This is a genomic window from Prevotella amnii CRIS 21A-A (assembly GCF_000177355.1).
Taxonomy (GTDB): Bacteria; Bacteroidota; Bacteroidia; order Bacteroidales; family Bacteroidaceae; genus Prevotella; species Prevotella amnii.
Genome location: NZ_ADFQ01000055.1, coordinates 56,558 through 75,869 on the forward strand (window position 1 = coordinate 56,558; position 19,312 = coordinate 75,869).

Consider the following 19,312-nt stretch of genomic DNA (forward strand, 5'->3'; position numbering starts at 1 on the left):
ACTTATTAAACTTCGATGGGCTTATTTTTATGCCCATATTACAGCCTCGCTGTAAAGAAGATATGGCGGATGCCTCCCAGTGAAATTGCCCTTCGGTGCGAAATCGCTTTGTTTTGACGAACGGGAAGAGCATCCGCTTTTTTCGTATCCGTACCCAGCGGTTCTGGGAAATGTCAAAACAAAGCGTAATATGCAACAAGTAATCGAATTCGAGAGTTCTGCAAAGAAACAGCAGCCTATCGACGTACGTGCTACGATACAGCGCAAAATCAAGTCCATTAACCTTTGGCTCGACTCAAAGAGCAAGTTTTACAGCCGTATCGCCGAGTTCCCCGTAACCCGTCGTTTGGTACTTCGCGTCAATGCCGTATCTTTGTGCCTCATGCTCACCGCCATCGCCGTCGAGCAGCGTCCACTCGTTGCCATCACCTCCGCCCTCTGCGCAGGCTGGCTCGTCTATCGTATCAACAAAACAGATAAAAAAGGAGGTAAACGATGATTTATGTTTTCGACCTTACTATCAAAACCACACTTCCGTCGTATATGCAACCGGTTGCAGAACTGATGGCAAAATTTGATAGTGTGGTGTTTCTTGACTATAATGAGTTTCAGATTTTCACCGACTGTCTCAAGAAAAGCCTTGAGCGGTCAAAACCCGAAGGCAGTACGGCTTTTGTCGAGGTGTATAATTCCTTTAGCGAAGAAGATACAGGCGGCATCTATGTGTACTCGCATCGCAATAGTGGAGACAGCTTACTCCGAATGAGGTTCACTCCTGCACGTTCCATTATGGAGTACGACCTGAATTCCTGCAAGTTCAGCGATATTAGTAACCGCTTAAAGGAAGGAGGCGCACAATGAAAACCACTCTCATTCATCTGAGCGAGGAAGCCACCGCTACCCTTGAGGCGATGCTCGACCCTGGTTACATCTATGAGCGCACCGAGCGTCTTCAGGCCATCGAGGACTTCCTTATCGATCAGTGGCGCGATGCCCACAACATCAAGCCCGAGGCAGCCCTCACATTCCTCGACACCTTGCGCGCCCTGCGTAAGGACTTCGGCACATTCCTCACCTCGGTAGACCCCTCAGGCGAAGCCGACGATCGTCAAACCCTAAATATTCCAGACAATGAATAATAAGAAAGAAAACCCTGAGCAGCCCATTACCGACATCAGCATTTATGTGGCAGCTCTCTCCACTACCTACCGCCCTGCTTTCGCACCGGGCGAAGCCACCCATTTCTTCTCCACCGCCGAGGTTGTCGATGCCATTCGTGGCATCGACCCCTCTGCTAAGGTCAGCCCCGAGCAAGTGTTCTCCGCCCTTATCGATGCAGGTTTCAATTTCTGCAACCGCCCCGGGGCGCACGGCTTAGAGTTCAAGTGGATGTTCCGTGAGCGATAATTTTCTTTTTTGTCAAAGCATCCATTCATTTGGATGTTTGTTTGTCAGGGTACTTCGTCGTGAGACGAGGTGTCCTTTACAACCCAAAAAGAAGTACATAAATTTGCCATTGACAAACAAACAGGTAAAATGAATGAGACAAATAATCAGACACGCTTCGCTCTTCAGCGGTATTGGGGCACCCGAACTCGCAGCCTTATGGCTTGGGTGGCAAAATGTTTTTCACTGCGAGATCAACGAGTTCTGCAACACAATCCTCAGCTACTGGTTTCCAAACTCCATCAATTATGAAAACATCAAGACAACAGATTTCTCAAAGTGGCAAGGACAAATTGACATTCTCACGGGAGGCTTTCCTTGCCAACCTTTCAGCTCAGCAGGGCAGCGACTTGGAGCGGACGATGACCGCTACCTCTGGCCTGAGATGTTACGAGTCATCAGGCAGATACAGCCCACTTTCGTCATTGGTGAGAACGTTGCTGGTATCCTCTCGATGGTGCAGCCCAGCGAAGAGGTTAAGGTGGGAAGCACAACCTCTCTCTTCGACGAGAACGACGACATTTACAAGAAAGAACAGCAGTTCGTCATCGAAACAGTCTGCTCAGACCTTGAGCGTGAAGGATACTCCGTCCAGCCGTTTGTTATTCCGGCTTGTGCCGTCGGTGCGCCCCACCAACGAGACCGAGTGTGGTTCGTCGCAAGAAGGAATGTTCCCACACCTACTATTGACACCCTGCACGAGGGAGTTCTGCGAAGACCCTGCGTCGATGAGAGCGAGGGCAAAACGCAACGGCTACAAGAACGGCACGAAATACAACAGTCTGCTGAGCCAAGTAGTCTACTCCGACATTCTTCCCACGCCAGTAACACAGGGGCTGAAGGTGTGCCAGGACGGCAAACAGAGGTTCCTTTCCCTCGGTCTTCTCCCCACGCCCTTAGCGGTGGAGATACAACACAGCAAGCGCATCAAGGCACTGAAGGAGAAGAGAGGGAAGACGATGGGCAGCAGAGCCAACGGCGAGCAACGACCCAACGGTCTGATGGACTTCATCAACTTTCACGGCATACTGCCGACACCGAGTGCCGCAGATGCGACGATGGGGGCAGTCCTCGGCAAGAACGACAGAATAGTACAGACACCCTCAGGGACTCTGCGCAAGGTAACCCCGACAACGAATTTCAGCCTCGGTCTTGCAAGGACGGTTCAACTCCTGCCGACACCCTGCGCCCAGGACTTCAAGAAGAGGGGCGTGAACTCCAAGCAGAAGGGATTGCCCGAGATGTTCCGCAAATGCGACTGGCTGCTGACCCCAAGGGCGAGCGACGGGATGCGTGCCATGATGACGATGGACAACCTCAAGGCGCATCGCAAGAAGAACGCGGCGCAGAGCAACTTGGCGGAGCAGATTGCCCACAAGATTGGTGGAGGGACTTCCCAACTGTCTCCCCTATTTGTAGAGGAAATGATGGGCTACCCTTTGATATATCTCGTCTTACCATTCCTTTCACAAGATGGCGACAGGAGTCAATAAAAGCCCTCGGCAACTCTATGGTTCCGCAAGTTGTCCTTGAATTATTCAGGGCAATAGAGGCGGAGATTTTCGAAGAATAACTTGCGTTATTCCTAATAAAAATTTATATTTGCATTACTTAAACATAAGTAATATGGAACTGATATTTATTATATCTACTATTATAGCGATTATTACTATTCCTATGAACCGTATATTCATGATACGGTTAGCATGGTTCCTATTGGTATCTTTGCTTACGCCATTGATTGGTATACCTGTTTACCTATTACTCTTCGGAAAGGAATAGTCACACATTCCTGTCCTTTTTTCTTATCTATTCTGTTACTATCTTTGCCTTATATAATATAGGTAAATATGGTAACAGAAACTCTTATCCGCGAGCAGTTTGTTCATCAGACCATCACTCGTGGCATACACAAAATTTATTCCACACAGGAGCAGGTGGTTCGTAACAACTTTCAGTTACGCACAGGGCGTCTTCTCACCTCTCTTTCTGCCCATAACTTTTCAGCCGAAAGCCAAGGCTTTCAGCGTAAATTCTTTGTCCGTGTTCTTCCCTATCTTCGTTTTCTTGATATGGCTTATCGCATCAGGAAGGACCGTGTGGCAAAATATAAGCGCAGCAACTTTGCTCTTTATAACCGTGTTGTATGGGGAGTGCTTTACCGTGAGACATTCCCCGAACTTTCTTTTGGTTTTACGGACGAAGTGCGCAAAAGCATTAACAAGGAACTCAAGGATATTTTCGACACTGATAGCAAATCATATTTCAAAGCAAAATAATTATGGCATCAAAACATCTTTCTGAGGATGAGATAAAATACGTTATCTCTGCCGATTCTTCCAAGGCACAGCAGGAACTTCACAGTCTTGGTAAATCCACGGCACAACTCCGTCGTGAGGAGAGTGCACGGCGCAAAACAATGATAGAGTTGGAGGCTACAGGGCAAAAAAACTCTGCACAGTATAAAAGGTTAAGCGAAGAGTGCAAGTCCTATAGCAAGCAAATCAAGGATAACGAGGATAAAATGAGAAAGCTCCGTAGTTCCCTTGATGTAACCACTATGACGATGTCTCAGCTTCGTAAACAGTCGAAGGAACTCCAGCGCGAGCTCGACAATGTTTCTAAATCCCTCAATCCAGGAGAGTATAAAAATCTGGAGGATCAGTTAAGCCATGTCAATGGTAGAATAGCTGAACTTCGACAAAATGCCAAGTCGTTTACCGAATTGGCTGCAAGCGATGGAGTTAATAACTTCTTTTACGGTCAAGTGGGCTATAAGGCTTTGGAATTGTTCGGTAGTAAACTGGGAGAATTACGTGATTCTGTGCGAGAACTTACCAACGAGGGTGTAGAGATGGCTCGTTCTGCCGATGGTATTACTCATGCCTTTAGCCAGTTTGGAAACCCAGAATTATTAAACCAACTCCGTACCGCCACCAAGGGAACCGTTGGAGATATAGAGCTAATGAAGGCTGCTGTCAAGGCCAAGGACTTCCGCATCCCACTCGAAGACCTTGGCAAGTACTTATCCTTCGCCCAGCTTAAAGCCCAACAGACGGGTCAGTCTCTGGATTATATGGTAGACTCCATCGTTACAGGTCTTGGTCGCCAGTCTCCCATGATTCTTGACAACCTTGGACTTTCTGCTGCCGAAATCAGCGAAAAGACCAAAGAAACAGGAGACTTTATGCGTGGAGTAGCTTCTATTGTAGAGAAGTCTTTGTCGGAAGCTGGCCCCAGATATATTTCTGCCGCCGACCGTGCAGCACAGGCAGCTGTACGCCTACAAAACAAACAATATGAGGTGGGTAAGGCTTTATTGGAATATGACGAGCTTGTAGAAGGAGTTTATGGTAGAATTAAGATAGGGCTGCTCGATATTATCAAGTTCTTTGCCCAGCATCGCACCGCTACTATATCCCTCACTGTTGCTATGGTTGGCCTTGTTGTGTCTATGACAGCATTGAATACCAGCTTCAAGGCATTCATTTCAAACATGGCTCTTTCAAAAGCTATCGTTGCTGGATGGGCAACCATTACAAGTACTTTTAAAGGTTTACAACTCCTTTTTATTGCCATTACCAGTTCTACTACACGCGCCAATGCTGCCATACGCCTGTTTAATGCTACCTGTAAGGCTAACGTAATGATGCTACTTGCCACAGCTATTGCTGCTGCAGCTGTTGCTATCGGTACTTATATAGCCCGAACATCGAAAGCAGATGTAATAACAAAGCGTTTAGAGGAAACACAAAAACGTCTTGCTTCTATGTCCAGTAACGTATCAAAACAAATTGTTTCCGACCAGCTTTCTATCAAGAGGGCTGTTAACGACTCAGTAACATCACAGAAGTCGAAGATTGATATGCTCACAAAGACGATTAATGATAACACAGAAACAAATGCAAAGCGAATTAAGGCTTTGGACGAATTAAAGAGGATTATCCCATCCTATCATGCACAGCTCACAACAGAGGGAAAATTGATAAACAATAATACCTCTGCCATCAAGGACTATACAAAGAACCTTATGAAAGCAGCTATGGCACAAGCTATGATAGGTAAGATTGGGAGCATTACTGGTAATCAGCTAAATCACAATCTGCTACTTGAAAACAGAAAAGGAAATCGTAACTACGCCATTAACAAGCTCCGTGCTTTAGGCATGAATGACGATCGTGAGATTCGCACTTTTGATATTCATGCCAGTCGAGGTGGAAATGTTACTATGAAGCAAGGTATCTTTGATAAGAAAACAGGTAAACTCATTCAAGAAATAAGTAGAGATACGGAAGACCAAATTTTGGCTTTCCAAAAGTTAGTTCTTTATAATGATAAACGTATAGAAGAAGAAACGAAATATATATCGGATGACAATGCCCGTATTGAAGCCATACGCAAGTTAGCGAAGCAACAACAAATCGACTTAGAAGAAAAAATAATAGAGAAAGAAAAACCTAACTCATCTAAGGCTGAAAAAGTAAAGAAAGAGAAAAAGAAGAAAGACCCCGATGATATAGCATCCCGTAATTTTTCAAAATCCCGACAAAGTTCGCTCGACGCAGCCAATGCCGCTTATCAAAAGGATGTAAACAACCTCAATATGTCGCTTGCCCAGAAGAAAATCTCACAGGAGCAATACGACATCTATATCTCTGCGCTCAACACGCAGCACGCCACCAACCTCCTTACTATTGAGCAGAACTATTACACCAAGTCTACGCAGATGGCTTTCAAGGATGCCGCCAAGAAGAAGGAACTCGAAACGGGTCAGAGTAAGAACGTTGCCCAAGCCCAGCAGAAACTTGAAGAGACACGCATCGCTGCCGAAGAGAAGTATCAAGCCGTAATGACGCAGCTCATAGACCAGGGCAAGGTTCAGCAAACCTTAACCCTGGAACAGGAACGCGATGCCAAACTCGAAGTCCTCCGTGGGTACTATGACACGGCTTTACAGCTGGCGCAGCAAAGCGGAGAGGACGAGTCTGCCGTTGACGCTGCCTACCAGCAGGCTCGCCTCAATATCTTGTCGGAGTACAATGATAAGCAACTCGCTAAGATGAAAGAGCTTGAGCAGCAAAAGGCACAGGCTCGCCAAGAATATGGTCTTGAAACTTTCGAGGACCAGCTTGCAGCACGCCAACAGAAGATAAATGACGACCACGCAAAAGGATTACTTACGGAACAAGAGCATCAACAAGCCCTTGCTAACCTCGACCGAGAGGCAGAGCAGCATCGCCTACAGATACGCCAGCAGTACGGACTTGCTACCCAGCAGGAACTCTATAACGCCGAGCTTGAGATGCTCCAACTCCATTTGCAGAACAAGGAAATCTCACAGCAGGAATACGAGGAAGCCGTAAAGAATCTCAAGATACAGAAGGCAAAGGAGGCTTTCGACTACTACGCTAATCTTGCCAGTGGTGCGGTCAAGGCTCTTCAAGATGCCGAGATTGCGAATGTCGACGCCAAGTACGATGCCGAGATAGAGGCTGCACGAAACGCAGGTAAGGACACTACTGACATCGAGAAGAAGAAAGCCGAGGAGAAGCTGAATATACAGAAGAAGTATGCCGATGTGAACTTTGCAATTCAAGCTGCACAGATTATTGCCTCTACTGCATCAGCTGTTGCTAAAACTTTCGCTGAGCTTGGATATCCGGCAGGTATCCCAGCAGCAATTCTAATGAGTATCACTGGTACAGCACAGCTCGCCTTAGCCTACGCCGAGCGTCAGAAAGTGAAGCGAATGAGTTTGAATGGTGCTGGTGGCTCCGCCTCCGCTTCGGGCGCACGTGTCGCCACTGGTTTGGAGTCGGGCGGTAGCATAGACATTGAGCGAGAGCAGGATGGCAAGCTCTTCCACGCAGCCTACGACCCTAACCGTCGAGGGTTTATCAACAAACCTACGGTCATCGTCGGAGAGGGAGGCTATGGCCATAGCAAGGAGTGGGTGGCATCGAATGCAGCTGTTGAGAATCCTACCGTAGCCCCTATCATCGACATTATCGACCGTGCCCAGCGTGCAGGTAAGATACGCACCCTCGATATGAATAAGTTCCTCATACAGCAAGCCTCGGGGCGTGCCTCAGGGGGACACATTATCCCCACCACCAGTGATGTGCGTGGCATTGCTCAGGACTCCTTTAAGAACTCGCTCATCAAACGCCTTACCGATGTCCTCGATAGTATCTCCACCAACGGCATTGCTGCTAGCGTGGCACTAAACGAGCTTGAACAGAAACAACAACTGCGCGATAAAGCGCGTAAATACGGAAGTAAATCATGAGAGTAACAAATCTCGAAAAGGGTGAAGACTACAACCTCAAGCCCGATACCCAAATACAAATTGAACGTACCAATCCGTTCTTCAATGACTATGGCGAGCAATCAACTCCGCTGGAGCTTCCTGCCTCTGATCACAACAGGCGATTGCTCAATTTTCCCGATATGTTGGCACAAAGGCGAAAAGCACAACTCATTGATGTAACTATCCAAGATGGGGAATACTTTGCACAATGTCGACAAATGGTACTATCGGCACAATATAAAGGCGATATTGCTACGTCTTTTTACATCAACGATGGTTCTTTTTACTCGAAGATAAAAAACATTAAGCTCAAGGAGGTATTCAAAGGTGAGTTTATACCTGGTGTTAATACCGTGGAGCAGGGCATAGAGTTCTGTCGTAAGCTCCGCGATAACACTAACGATAAGTTTACCATTTTCCCCATCCTCGTTACCGACGACTCTGGAGATGCTAACGCTTATAATTACAAAATTATTAATGCTTTTGGATGGGAAGCACCTTTACAGTACCAGTCGCCACGTGTGCTAACCAATGGTCTTTTTAAAAAAGAGGAAAAGGGAGCCCCTGTTTCTGCTTTTATTCCTGATGTGGGTGGAGAGCTTTGCGACTTCTATAATGCTGTAGAGCGTACGGAATATGTCGACAATATCCCCATTAGGTTAAAGCCTGGTTACTACATATCGCCCTTTATCCGTGCTAATTATCTGCTACAACGTATCTTCAAGTATTTTGGATACACGTTGCAAGATAATTTCTTTTCTATTACCGAGCCTTTTGATAAAATGGCAGTACTTAATAATGTTATCGATGTTTTGGTCAATGGTAAAATAAAAGTGGCTGACCTTGTACCTGATGTAACTTGTACCGATTTTTTAGAGGTCTTTCGCAAGAAGTTCTGCTGTGAGTTCTCTGCCGATGAGGGAAGCCGTGAGGTAAAGGTAGTATTTTTAAGGGAGATACTCCAGAACGTGCCTTCAGAGGATCTTACGGACTGTATTACGGAAGAACCTACAGTTATCTATAAGTCGGAAAAGGATTATCAAAGAATTATTCTGCGAGCTGCTAATAAGATCGATGCCGAGTCTACTGATTCTTACGATGATCTAAAGAGTATGTATTATGCTAACCCTGGCGCATTGTTTAATCCCGTAGAGGGCACTTTCTATAAGGTGGGCTTCTCGGGGGCGTATGAGGTCATCACCAAAATAGGGGAAGCGGCACAAGACTATAATACAGGTGAACATTTAGCGTTAAAGGAAATAAAGGTACCAGAACTCATTCCTGAGTTTAGAATGTTAACGGTTAAGCCAAAGGGGGAGGAGCGTACTACCGAATTGGGAAAATTCTTGTATGTGGGTAATTACATTGCGGTTAACTCGAAAATGATAGTTACAGGTAGCGATAAGAAGGAGACATCCGAAAAGCCAGTGAAGCAAAACACAATGCTGGCTTTCACTTATTATGATCTTGACCAAACAAGAGCTACCATTTCGCCCTATCGGGTGGTTAATGATAGTAATCATGTTAAATTATTCGATTACGCACTCTATTATAACGGTTCTGATGGCATCTACGAGAAGTTTTATCGTCCTTACGATCTTATGCTTCGCAATTCGTTACACGACATGAAGGTGAAATTGTTACTGTCGCTATCGCAGAAGCAAAACTTACCCGCTGTAGCTAAGGTAGTTATCAGAGGTACACCGTTCTTTTTTAATAAGCTAAAGTTTACACTCGGTGGGAAGAATGAACCCTTTGAGTCGGAGTTTAAGACCATATCATTAATGGAACCCATTGTCGAAGCTCCAAAAATACAGGATATTCTTGTTAATATGGTGGCTGAATACAAGTGGGTGCCTAAAGTAACGCAGGAGCAGGTATCAAGAGAGGCTTACGAGACTTCGGGGAAAGATAAGAATCGCACCTTCGTTACAATTTATCCCCCATTACCGTCTAAGGAGTTTGTGGGGAAAAAATATGGGTTGCAAACCTCCTTCACCTCGAAAATGCTTAGGGATAGCTCTTTTTGGAATCACTCGGAATGGGAGTTTACACGCACCACAGTATGGTTGGAGTGTGTGCCTAATTGCGACAGAGTATCGTTGCAATAATAAGGGAGTATGTCCTTTCTCTTCTATGTGCTTATAATTATTTTTGTGCTTAATACTTTCACATATCTTCGTTTATGGATATTATATTAAGACCTGATAGCTTGTCATTCACTGGCAACATCAATCACTTCGTTATTGCGACGAATAAAGAAATTTCCTTTGTATTAAGGCTTGAGCAGGGCGACTCTATAGTCGTGCAGCACGCTTATACGCCCAATAAGAAGAATATGGTGGATATTGATGTCGAAAAAATTGTTGCTCCGCTATTAACTTTCATACTTAAAGAGGAAAAAGAACCATATAAGCAGGAACTCATAGCACGTTCGTTTAAAGTAGAAATAGCGGAAAAGGATGACGAGGAGAATAAATTCGTTTATACATTTAGAGTTATGAGGGCAGGGGTCGACCATTTGGCTGACTCGCCTACCAATTTCCTGAAAGAGAACTTTCTTACATGGCAACCATCCATAAAACCCGTTACTTATTATACACCAGAATTTTTAACTTATTATGCCACCGAAGATGTGGTGGCTAAGTGTCAAGCCTTTGTTGACAACAATGGTCAGTACGGTACTACCGACTTGCTATTGGCTAATCTTCCTAAAGACAGTGTATGGACAATTCCCGTACAGTATGCTATCATTGCGGAGAAAATTAAAAAGATGCCATCGTTTTATGATGTTTGGATAGAAAGTACCATGGGTGTCAGGCTCACCTATAAGCAGCGGTACTATGCTTCTGACATCAAGAGCGAACAGGAACAGTGGATCTTGTTTGAAAACTCGCTCGGGGGTGTTGATACGTTCCGTGCTTATGGCGATGCTGAAAATACGGCAAAGCATACGCATAATATTGCTGAGATAGAGAACGATGCGCTGGAATATCGTGTTGATACTGCGAGGGAATTTAAGAAAAATACAGGATTACTATCTAAGCAGGAACGGCAGTGGTTACTTGATTTCTTTCCGTCGCTGGGCAAGTATATCTATGTTAATGCGTATATACGGCGCATTGTAGTAACGGAGAGCAATGTCAATTATGAAGTGAAGAAACTGCCGTCTAGCTATAGCTTCACTTATAAGTATGCTGATGCCAGACCTTATCTCAACCTACCACGCACTCCGCTCTCTGAGACACTCTCTGAACTTAATATTAAAGTACCCGATGTAGGGTCTTTTACCATCGCCCCACGCTTAGTTGAGTTCCAAAAGCTACAACTGAGTGGTGGGGCACTCTTCCCCGTGCAGAACCCTTATGCTGAGTCATGGGGGGTAACAACCGCAGATGCTATTATTGCATTTCTCAAAGAAACTATAACTGCGGCATATAAGGGAGATGGAGCTTTTGGTCATACGCATACCAACATCTCTGTGCTTGATGCGCTGAATAGGTTTGGAAAATATCTTCTTTTAGGAACGGAGAAAATAGCAGCGGGAATGGCGGATAAGGCTACGATAGCTAATAATCTTGCTCCGAAAAGCACCGATTGGGATGCTATCCTGAGAAAAGACCGCAACGACTCTACTAGCCACGACCTTACCATAGGAGGAAATCTTACCGTTCATGGCAGTCTTGGGAATAATGCTTTCTCTGAAGGTATAGGTGGGGCTGGTTGGAGGTTGTGGTTAGACCACATGGGCAAAAGCCATATACAAGTAGATTTCTTTGAAGCAATGGTGAGAGCTGCTTTCCACGAGTTGGAAGTTAGGCGTATGATTGGTATTAGTGGCGATCAGATGCAGAGCAATGCTGCTAGCGTATTGATAGATGCTATCCCAATACTTACTGAAGGTAAGGTGGTAGCGTGGAAGTGCCACCTCAAAACAGATGACGGCACTACACAGATATTCAACACTTGGGCTGCCGGTGATCAGGCTTTCTGCCAAACTTCTAATCTTCGTCAAGGATTGACGAAAGATGCTGCTAATCGCACTTATTGGCGTGTGGTAGCCGATGTTAAGGATAAGACCGACAGCGAAGAAGCTTATATTATTCTTTCTAACGAAACACCTTACTATGACGACAAGCGCACAGATGCGCCACAAGCTGGCGATAGCGTGGTGCAGTTCGGACATAATGCAGCATGGGATCTTGCACACGGCATAGATACGGCTACTACTGCCAATCGTATGAATGTGATTATGCAGACCACTAGCGGGGGTTCTCCTGTCAGTGCGGGATATAGGGCTATCTCTAGTTTCAATTACTCCATTGCCGATAATGCCGTATTTTATCTAAGTGCTGGGCAAGTGTTCTTACGCTCTAATAGATTGAAATGGATTAGCGAGAGTGGTGCGGAAGTGCCTAATGTGCTATATATGGGCGATTGGAAGCCTGGAACGAAAGCACACCGATATGAGACTTATACCTATAACGGAAGCACAAGGATATGTCTCATGGATACAACTGATGAACCTAACGATCAATCTGCGGCATGGGGTATCTATGCTGCTAAGGGTGGTAGTGGGCTAAGGGTGGAGGGTTTCTCCTCGGCTGGTAGTGCAGCTTTTACGGAGGGACAGACGGATTGGAGGGCTACCTTTGAGCTGCACGTATGGGAGAATGATATTGAGACGACAGACACGCTGCCCACTACTCGCTTTCGTTGGACGAGGGTAAGCGAGTATTCGGCTGGTGATACGGCTTGGAATGGGGCGCACGAGAATATAGGTAATACGCTATTGGTAACTTACGATGACTTAAAGGGGGATACCTCGTTTATCTGTGCGTTTTTGAGTGCCGACGGCAATGATGTATTAGCAAGTAGAACTTTTTAATTTTTTAAAAATAGAAACAATGGCAAATGTATTAGCACAAAAGACCTTTACGGTCAAAAAGATTATCAATGGTAAGACACTCACCTTTACGCTAAAGGTGGATAAGGCTTTAACACAGATCTATTCGCGTGACACAAAGAGTTTTGCGCCCGACTATACAGAGCAGAACCTTACCATTACACCGATGTTGCTGGTGAGTGGACTTACGGGCGATCAAATCGCTAATGTTAGCGGGTTTAAGTGGAGCGTAGTAAAGCAGGACGGCACGGCATCGGCTACAAAGTTAGTGGATATTGAGAGTAGTTCGGCTAAGAAGTTGGCTACCAACCTTACCGATTGTACAGGCTTGAAGATAACTTGTGAAGCGACTTATACCGACCCAACAAGTAAGATTACCGCACCTATAACGGCATCTATTGATATCACCAAGGTGGAGAATGCGGGTATGAACATTCTTGCAAGTATGTATATGCCACAAGGCGACACGTTCGACAACTCGACAGCATTATTGAAGCTGCACTGCGATCTTATGCGTGGTGGCGATATTGATAATACAGATGTTACCTACAAGTGGATGATGTTGAGAGATGGCTCGTGGGTGGAACTGGATGAAAGTACGGCACAAGGCATCGCTAATTTTACGACTAACGAAATCACCGTACCTGCTTCGGCAGTTACGAATGTGGGTATCTTTAAGTGTGTTATCAAAGATGCCGATGCGGGTAGTGCCACAGCGCAAAAGGAAGTGTTTGCTATTGGCACGCTCTACGACGGTAGCGACCCTTACGAGATAGATGTATTTCAGCCAAATGGCGACAGCGTGGACACAGGCGGCACATTGGCACATTGGTTTAAAATCCGTCAGGGTGCTACCTATGTTACGAACGCTGATTTTCTTCAGGCGCATAAGATGTTCGTGTGGCGATTTGCTGCCAACAACGCTATGGATACCACGTGGGGAGAACAAGGTAGAAAAGAGTGTACACTCAACGCAGAACAGGCACGCTATGAGCTAACAATTGCATACGCTGACTTGTTGAGCGGTACGCAGGCTTTCACGGTGGAACTAAACTAACCGAGGGGAGGATTAGCGTATGGTATTAGCACAAAAGACATTCTCGGTTAGAAAGAATATTCACGGTAAGGACGGTGCGCCCGCCCTTACCTTAGCTGTCATTCCTAGTCAGCTAATCTTTGATACCGATGAGAGCGGAGCAATTCTTACAAAGGTGTTATCAGCGAACACGGCTAAGGTGGGCTTGTATGACGGACAGACAGAGGTAACAGCCGAGAAGTACGATGTTACGCCTGTTAATTGTACGGCTACACTTGCTAATGGTGTGCTGACTATTATAAGCGTTACCAAGGGCGCATATAGCGGTAGAGTAGATATTACGGCTATTTACAAGGGCAAGACAAGGGTAGGCAGTGTAGCTTTCAATGTGAACGCTAACCACGTGTACAAAGCTAAGTTTGAAGCGCAAGAAAAGGCTGTCGAAGCGATAGCATCAGATACAGCAGTGAAAGAGGATGGTTCGTTGCTAAGTAAGGCTTACTCTATGTTTAAGATGTTATCGGATAAAATTAGGTTGTTTGTTACAGACGGATTAAAGAAAGCTGGGATAGAGATAACATCTGATAGCGTTAATTTAATGGGTAACAAGGTAAAAGTTACCAATAACGATAAAGAAGCATCTCTATTTGAGAATGGTAAGCTTAATGCCAATTTTATTGACGCCAAGAAGATTGTTGCAGAGGGCGTTAAGGCACAAACCATTGATGCAGAGAATGCTACGTTTAAGAATATTAATGTAGAGGGAACTGTAAAAGCTGATAACGGCTATATTGGTAGATTTTCCATAGTAGAGAATAACCTAGTAGGCACCGCTGGAACATTTCAGGGTATCCCTATTCTAGTAGTTAAAGACGATAGGGTTGGTAGGTTTGCTGGAATTGGTTTCTTTAGGGCTACTTCTCCTGTTGTTCCCCATTATGCTGTGGCTAAGTTTGAAAGTGATTTAAAAAGAGATGATGAAAAAAATATCTATAATACTTGTGTGTACATATCGGCTAGTGGCGCAAATAGCGATTTTTATGAAAATAATGCAATATACATTAGACATGGTTGTATAAAGGGTTTCCGCTTAAATGTAAAGCGTGTTAATGAAGAAACATATTATATCGACAAGATGGACACATTCTTAGTAAACAGAGCAGACTCTGCTGATTGGTATCTACCTTCTGATTGTGAAGATGGGCAATCTTTCTATATTGTACCAAGCAGATCTCGTGCAGTAACAATTCATACTGCTGACGGGGATAGATTAAGTTATAGTAGAGGAGATACGGATAGGCGCTTAGATGGAGCTTATATTCATCAGTTTGTCTATGATGCAGAAAATCATTATTGGTATTGGGGGTGGCAAAACTAAAATGCCCCCCATATCCCTCTCACTGCATTCCTCTGTTTAATAATTTGTAGGAAAGATGGACAGTAGGATGGTAATATATGCCATTTTATTTTTTATATTAAAAGGTTACAGCACTCCTTTATAATTTAACAACAGCTTATTAGCCTCCTTAATATCCTTTGGCGTATAAATGTCAGTTATTAATATCGAAGAATGACGTGCCTGATCACGCACCGTCAAAATATCCGTGTTCGCACGAAGCATATTCGTTATACCAGTATCTTTGAGTGAATAGAACTTATAACGGTCGCTAAGATTTAACTCCTTACGCAGCACTCGAGTCCAATAATCTCTAAAACACTTCTCGTTTCTACGCTCCGCACCAGGCATAAAATCATCACCAAATAAATAATAACTTCCTGGATTATTAAACACTCTCAAATCATTCATCAGTCGTAACACATGATCAGGAACTGTAAGCACTGCATCGTGATGATTTTTTGTAATGTTACCATGTAAAAACAAAGTCTTCCGTTTAACACTAAAGTCCTCCACCTTTATATAACTCATCTCACGAGGACGAATAAAAAGATAATGTAACATATAACAAGCCAACAAATAATGCCTATTATGCTCCCATAACCAAGAGTGCATTATGGTTAACACGTCATCAGGAATTACATCACGATTCTTTACCTGTCCCCTACGCTTTACCACGGAATAACTCTTAGTAGGGTCATTCGGAACATAACCACGCTCCACCAAATACTTACAAAACGTCTTTAACCAAGATAAATAATTATTCCTCGTACGAAGTGTATTATTCCTATCTATAAAAACATAATCCAAAAACTGACCCACCATTCGATGGTCAAACTGATAAGAATAAAATAGGTTTACTTTCTCTTTTTCCTTCCACTCCTTCAATACCCTCAGTCTACTCATATAAGATACCACTGACTCTTCTCTCATATTATGCTCTTTCAATAGTTTCCATAAATATTCCTCATATTTCCTACATACATCATCGAAAGAAGAATATGCTAAAGGCTGTTCTATCTCCACCCAAGGATTCCATCCCTGCATCAGCTTCTCCGTGAGCCTTTTGATAAGTGCCTCTCCATATACCCGTTGGTTACGCTTACCTTTAATATGACCAAGCATAAACTTCTTAATATGAAACTTACCCCTTGCAGGGTCAAAGGCAGAAAGAGAAACATAACACTCCGAAGCCTGATGAAACTTCGGAGTTTTCCATCCAATTATCTCATTGGTAGCTGTTGCTCCGCTCTGATAAGAAAAACTTTTTTTAGGCATTTCTAAACTTTGTTTGAAATGCCCCATTGAACAATTAGTATTAAACTAAAATCAAGCTTCACCGACTTTTCGCCGACCTCAACACCCCCGACCATGCGGAAGTGTCAAATAATCAATTGCTTAACTTTGTTTTTGTCGGGATGACAAGACTCGAACTTGCGACCACTGGTCCCCCAGACCAGCATTCTAAACCTACTGAACTACATCCCGTTGATTATTTTACGTTACAAAATTAAAGATAAAAGGTGAGATTAGCAAATTTTTTTGTTTCGTTTTTACTTAGGCTCAAATATAAATATTACTTTTGTATACCTCTATAAAGAGGACGTTTAATATGATTTTATAATATTATAGGATAAGTAAAAAACTTTTAAAAAGTAAGATATAATAATGCTATATACTATCACTTCTCCAGCAAATCCTATAAATGCTTGCATTTATTTGCCAGCATCTAAGAGTGTAAGTAATCGTTCTCTTATTATCAATGCATTATCAAAAAGCATAATAATTCCAGACAATCTTTCTGATTGTGATGACACAAAGGTTATAATTGATGCTTTAAAAAATATGCCATATCAGATAAATGTAGATGCTGCAGGTACAGCTATGCGCTTTATGACGGCTTTATTAAGTGTTACTGAAGGGGAACATGTTATAACTGGAAATGAGAGAATGAAACATAGACCAATAGGAGTTCTTGTAGATGCTTTGAGAAGTATTGGAGCTAATATTACTTATGAAGAAGAAGAAGGATTTCCTCCACTTCGTATAATAGGTAAAAAATTAAAAGGAGGACACATTGAAATGGCAGGGAATATAAGTTCACAATATATATCTGCTTTGTTAATGGTGGCTCCAGTTTTTGAAGAAGGGTTGGAGTTGCATTTAAAAAATAATATCATATCCAGACCTTATATAGACTTAACATTACATGTTATGCATGAATATGGTGTTAAGGCAGAGTGGACAGATGTCGATACTATAACAGTCCCAGTTCAGAAGTATAAGGCACGACATTATTATGTGGAAAATGATTGGAGCGCATCAAGCTATTGGTATGAGATGATTGCTTTGCATAAAAGTAACAATGTAGAGCTATTATTGCCAGGTCTGATGGATTGTTCGCGGCAGGGCGATTCTGCATTACGTTATATTTTTTCGTTATTAGGAGTTAAGACTTTTTTTGAAAGAAAGAAAAATGATTCACTTCCTGTAGTAAAATTGTCTAAACATACCTGTATGTTAAAGCATTTAGACTATAATTTTATAAATCAGCCAGATATTGCTCCTACTTTTATAGCCTTGTGCCCATTGCTGAATATGTCCTTTCATTTTACAGGTTTAGCGAGCTTAAAGATAAAAGAGACTGATCGTATAGAGGCTATGAAGTGTGAAATGCGAAAATTAGGATATGTTTTATATAATAATAACGATGATGAATTGCGATGGGACGGTAAACGCTGTGATATAGAATCTGAGCCTATAATAAATACTTATGGAGATCATCGTATTGCTATGGCTTTTGCACCATTAGCCTTGAGGTTAGGAAGAATAATCATAAGCGATCCTAATGTTGTTACGAAGTCATATCCGTTGTTTTGGAAAGATCTTAAAGAAGCGGGTTTTAAAGTAGAAGAAAGATGTTAAGATGAATATAGTAATAATAGGTATAGTGTCTTTAATAGTATTGGGCTTAATAGCTGGTATATTTACACGTATTGCTAATAAGTATGGTAGTGAGCATAAAGTTATACGTAATATTCCACAAGACTGCTCTACATGTATGGCTACAGATGGTAGTTGTGAACAAGTATGCGTCATGAAGGCTGCTATAAATGAGGCTGAATATTATGAAGATGAAGAGCTGGACAGGTTTATAGGGAGGTCTTCTGACAGTTATACCTCTGATGAGGCAGATGAGTTTGCTTATGTCTTATATACAATGAAGCCTTATGAGGTTAAGGGGTGGAGTAGGAGCTTAATGATACGAGGTATTAATGTGCCAGATCAAATAAAAGATGAGCTTATAGCACTTATTGATGAATGATCAAAGTAATAATATATATATAATTAGTATAATGTAAAAGTAGTAAGGTTATGGGTTAATTAATCTGTATGGAATATCACTATTTATAGTAAGAAAATGTAATAAATTATAGACAATAAAATGGAAATAAAAGTTAATAGTTTAGAAGAGATTAATGAAGCTGCAAAGAAATTTATTAATACTATTGGCAGCAATAATGTTTTTGCTTTTTATGGTAGAATGGGGGCAGGAAAGACTACCTTTATTAAAGCTGTTTGTGAAGAGCTTGGGGTAAAAGATGTTATAACATCGCCCACTTTTGCGATAGTTAATGAATATACTGATGGGAAGGGATTACCTATATATCATTTCGATTTTTATAGAATAAAGAAGCTTGAAGAGGTTTATGATATGGGGTATTCTGATTATTTTGATAGTGGTAATCTTTGTTTCTTAGAGTGGCCAGAGCTTATAGAAGATCTTTTACCGGATAATGTTGTAAAAGTTGTTATAGAAGAAGAGGACGATGGTTATAGGTTAATTAAACTTTAGAAAGCGTTTAGGAAGAGTCTATAAAAAAAATGCAACTAAGTTTTTAAAATCAAACCTCAATTCGAGATAAGAAGATGTAAAAAAGTAAATAAGGAATAAGGTGGCCTCTTAAATATTTTGTATCTTTATAGCTAATTAAAGTTTCTTCTCTCTTATAGGGAATACAATGGAGGGTTTAATGATACAAGGAAGCACATCTTTAAAGTTTATGTGCGATTTGCTTAAAATTTCTTACCTTTGTAGATGTATAAACAACTGTTAGTGAAGAGATTAAAGATAACTGACAGTTGTGATTTGCTTAAAATTTTTTACCTTTGTAGGTGTATAAACAACAGGACTTCGTTAAGTATTACAAGAAACTA

16 protein-coding genes and 1 tRNA gene are annotated in these 19,312 nt (G+C 42.7%); 15 read left to right on the top strand and 2 right to left on the bottom strand.

What is annotated here, in order from left to right; translation table 11 throughout:
- Positions 1-190 precede the first annotated feature (190 nt).
- The 12 genes from HMPREF9018_RS05225 to HMPREF9018_RS05275 all read left to right on the top strand — a co-directional run bounded on the left by HMPREF9018_RS05225 (position 191) and on the right by HMPREF9018_RS05275 (position 15,076).
- Entirely contained in the window at positions 191-499 is a 309-nt protein-coding gene (locus tag HMPREF9018_RS05225; RefSeq protein WP_008449003.1) for a hypothetical protein, read from the top strand.
- A complete protein-coding gene (locus HMPREF9018_RS05230; RefSeq protein WP_004338389.1) occupies positions 496-861 on the top strand; it encodes a hypothetical protein in 366 nt (121 codons plus the stop codon). The genes HMPREF9018_RS05225 and HMPREF9018_RS05230 overlap by 4 nt, the downstream gene beginning before the upstream one ends.
- A complete protein-coding gene (locus HMPREF9018_RS05235; RefSeq protein ID WP_004338388.1) occupies positions 858-1,139 on the top strand; it encodes a hypothetical protein in 282 nt (93 codons plus the stop codon). Before HMPREF9018_RS05230 ends, HMPREF9018_RS05235 begins: the two co-directional genes overlap by 4 nt.
- A complete protein-coding gene (locus HMPREF9018_RS05240) occupies positions 1,132-1,407 on the top strand; it encodes a hypothetical protein (RefSeq protein WP_004338387.1) in 276 nt (91 codons plus the stop codon). Before HMPREF9018_RS05235 ends, HMPREF9018_RS05240 begins: the two co-directional genes overlap by 8 nt.
- A gap of 133 nt (positions 1,408-1,540) precedes the next feature.
- Positions 1,541-3,019 (top strand): DNA cytosine methyltransferase, encoded by a 1,479-nt coding sequence (gene dcm / locus HMPREF9018_RS05245; RefSeq protein ID WP_008448932.1) that lies wholly within the window; start codon positions 1,541-1,543, stop codon positions 3,017-3,019.
- 53 nt (positions 3,020-3,072) lie between these two features.
- On the top strand, positions 3,073-3,228 hold the full coding sequence (locus tag HMPREF9018_RS11090; RefSeq protein ID WP_004338385.1) for a hypothetical protein: 156 nt from the start codon (positions 3,073-3,075) through the stop codon (positions 3,226-3,228).
- A 68-nt stretch (positions 3,229-3,296) separates the two neighbouring features.
- Positions 3,297-3,725 (top strand): hypothetical protein, encoded by a 429-nt coding sequence (locus tag HMPREF9018_RS05250; protein ID WP_004338384.1) that lies wholly within the window; start codon positions 3,297-3,299, stop codon positions 3,723-3,725.
- Between the two features lie 2 nt (positions 3,726-3,727).
- On the top strand, positions 3,728-7,735 hold the full coding sequence (locus HMPREF9018_RS05255) for a coiled-coil domain-containing protein (protein ID WP_008448986.1): 4,008 nt from the start codon (positions 3,728-3,730) through the stop codon (positions 7,733-7,735).
- The gene (locus HMPREF9018_RS05260; protein ID WP_008449030.1) at positions 7,732-9,867 is read left to right on the top strand and encodes a hypothetical protein; all 2,136 of its coding nucleotides are present in this window, start codon (positions 7,732-7,734) and stop codon (positions 9,865-9,867) included. The genes HMPREF9018_RS05255 and HMPREF9018_RS05260 overlap by 4 nt, the downstream gene beginning before the upstream one ends.
- Positions 9,868-9,941: 74 nt before the next feature.
- Positions 9,942-12,644, top strand: a complete 2,703-nt coding sequence (locus HMPREF9018_RS05265) for a hypothetical protein (protein ID WP_039864464.1) — start codon at positions 9,942-9,944, stop codon at positions 12,642-12,644.
- A gap of 19 nt (positions 12,645-12,663) precedes the next feature.
- The gene (locus tag HMPREF9018_RS05270; RefSeq protein ID WP_008449037.1) at positions 12,664-13,719 is read left to right on the top strand and encodes a hypothetical protein; all 1,056 of its coding nucleotides are present in this window, start codon (positions 12,664-12,666) and stop codon (positions 13,717-13,719) included.
- Between the two features lie 19 nt (positions 13,720-13,738).
- On the top strand, positions 13,739-15,076 hold the full coding sequence (locus tag HMPREF9018_RS05275) for a hypothetical protein (RefSeq protein WP_008448955.1): 1,338 nt from the start codon (positions 13,739-13,741) through the stop codon (positions 15,074-15,076).
- A gap of 105 nt (positions 15,077-15,181) precedes the next feature.
- On the opposite strand, the gene HMPREF9018_RS05280 is transcribed toward HMPREF9018_RS05275, so the two are convergent.
- Both HMPREF9018_RS05280 and HMPREF9018_RS05285 read right to left on the bottom strand, forming a co-directional pair.
- A complete protein-coding gene (locus HMPREF9018_RS05280) occupies positions 15,182-16,399 on the bottom strand; it encodes a tyrosine-type recombinase/integrase (protein WP_008448976.1) in 1,218 nt (405 codons plus the stop codon).
- 108 nt (positions 16,400-16,507) lie between these two features.
- Positions 16,508-16,582: transfer RNA gene (locus HMPREF9018_RS05285), tRNA-Pro, on the bottom strand.
- A gap of 180 nt (positions 16,583-16,762) precedes the next feature.
- Between HMPREF9018_RS05285 and HMPREF9018_RS05290 the strand changes: the two genes are divergently transcribed.
- From HMPREF9018_RS05290 to tsaE, 3 genes are all read left to right on the top strand, one after another.
- Positions 16,763-18,019: a 3-phosphoshikimate 1-carboxyvinyltransferase gene (locus HMPREF9018_RS05290; RefSeq protein ID WP_008449051.1), complete on the top strand. Its 1,257-nt coding sequence runs from the start codon at positions 16,763-16,765 to the stop codon at positions 18,017-18,019.
- Position 18,020: 1 nt separating this feature from the next.
- Positions 18,021-18,419, top strand: a complete 399-nt coding sequence (locus tag HMPREF9018_RS05295; RefSeq protein WP_008449009.1) for a hypothetical protein — start codon at positions 18,021-18,023, stop codon at positions 18,417-18,419.
- Between the two features lie 120 nt (positions 18,420-18,539).
- The gene (tsaE, locus tag HMPREF9018_RS05300; protein ID WP_008449040.1) at positions 18,540-18,950 is read left to right on the top strand and encodes a tRNA (adenosine(37)-N6)-threonylcarbamoyltransferase complex ATPase subunit type 1 TsaE; all 411 of its coding nucleotides are present in this window, start codon (positions 18,540-18,542) and stop codon (positions 18,948-18,950) included.
- Positions 18,951-19,312: the final 362 nt, after the last annotated feature.

Excerpts from the sequence above, each read along its gene's own strand:
- HMPREF9018_RS05240 (WP_004338387.1), top strand. The coding sequence starts at position 1,132 with ATGAATAATAAGAAAGAAAACCCTGAGCAGCCCATTACCGACATCAGC.
- HMPREF9018_RS05260 (WP_008449030.1), top strand. The coding sequence starts at position 7,732 with ATGAGAGTAACAAATCTCGAAAAGGGTGAAGACTACAACCTCAAGCCC.
- dcm (WP_008448932.1), top strand. The coding sequence starts at position 1,541 with ATGAGACAAATAATCAGACACGCTTCGCTCTTCAGCGGTATTGGGGCA.
- HMPREF9018_RS05225 (WP_008449003.1), top strand. The coding sequence starts at position 191 with ATGCAACAAGTAATCGAATTCGAGAGTTCTGCAAAGAAACAGCAGCCT.
- HMPREF9018_RS05235 (WP_004338388.1), top strand. The coding sequence starts at position 858 with ATGAAAACCACTCTCATTCATCTGAGCGAGGAAGCCACCGCTACCCTT.
- HMPREF9018_RS05295 (WP_008449009.1), top strand. The coding sequence starts at position 18,021 with ATGAATATAGTAATAATAGGTATAGTGTCTTTAATAGTATTGGGCTTA.
- tsaE (WP_008449040.1), top strand. The coding sequence starts at position 18,540 with ATGGAAATAAAAGTTAATAGTTTAGAAGAGATTAATGAAGCTGCAAAG.
- HMPREF9018_RS05270 (WP_008449037.1), top strand. The coding sequence starts at position 12,664 with ATGGCAAATGTATTAGCACAAAAGACCTTTACGGTCAAAAAGATTATC.
- HMPREF9018_RS05290 (WP_008449051.1), top strand. The coding sequence starts at position 16,763 with ATGCTATATACTATCACTTCTCCAGCAAATCCTATAAATGCTTGCATT.
- HMPREF9018_RS05255 (WP_008448986.1), top strand. The coding sequence starts at position 3,728 with ATGGCATCAAAACATCTTTCTGAGGATGAGATAAAATACGTTATCTCT.
- HMPREF9018_RS05265 (WP_039864464.1), top strand. The coding sequence starts at position 9,942 with ATGGATATTATATTAAGACCTGATAGCTTGTCATTCACTGGCAACATC.
- HMPREF9018_RS11090 (WP_004338385.1), top strand. The coding sequence starts at position 3,073 with ATGGAACTGATATTTATTATATCTACTATTATAGCGATTATTACTATT.
- HMPREF9018_RS05275 (WP_008448955.1), top strand. The coding sequence starts at position 13,739 with ATGGTATTAGCACAAAAGACATTCTCGGTTAGAAAGAATATTCACGGT.
- HMPREF9018_RS05280 (WP_008448976.1), bottom strand. The coding sequence starts at position 16,399 with ATGGGGCATTTCAAACAAAGTTTAGAAATGCCTAAAAAAAGTTTTTCT.
- HMPREF9018_RS05230 (WP_004338389.1), top strand. The coding sequence starts at position 496 with ATGATTTATGTTTTCGACCTTACTATCAAAACCACACTTCCGTCGTAT.
- HMPREF9018_RS05250 (WP_004338384.1), top strand. The coding sequence starts at position 3,297 with ATGGTAACAGAAACTCTTATCCGCGAGCAGTTTGTTCATCAGACCATC.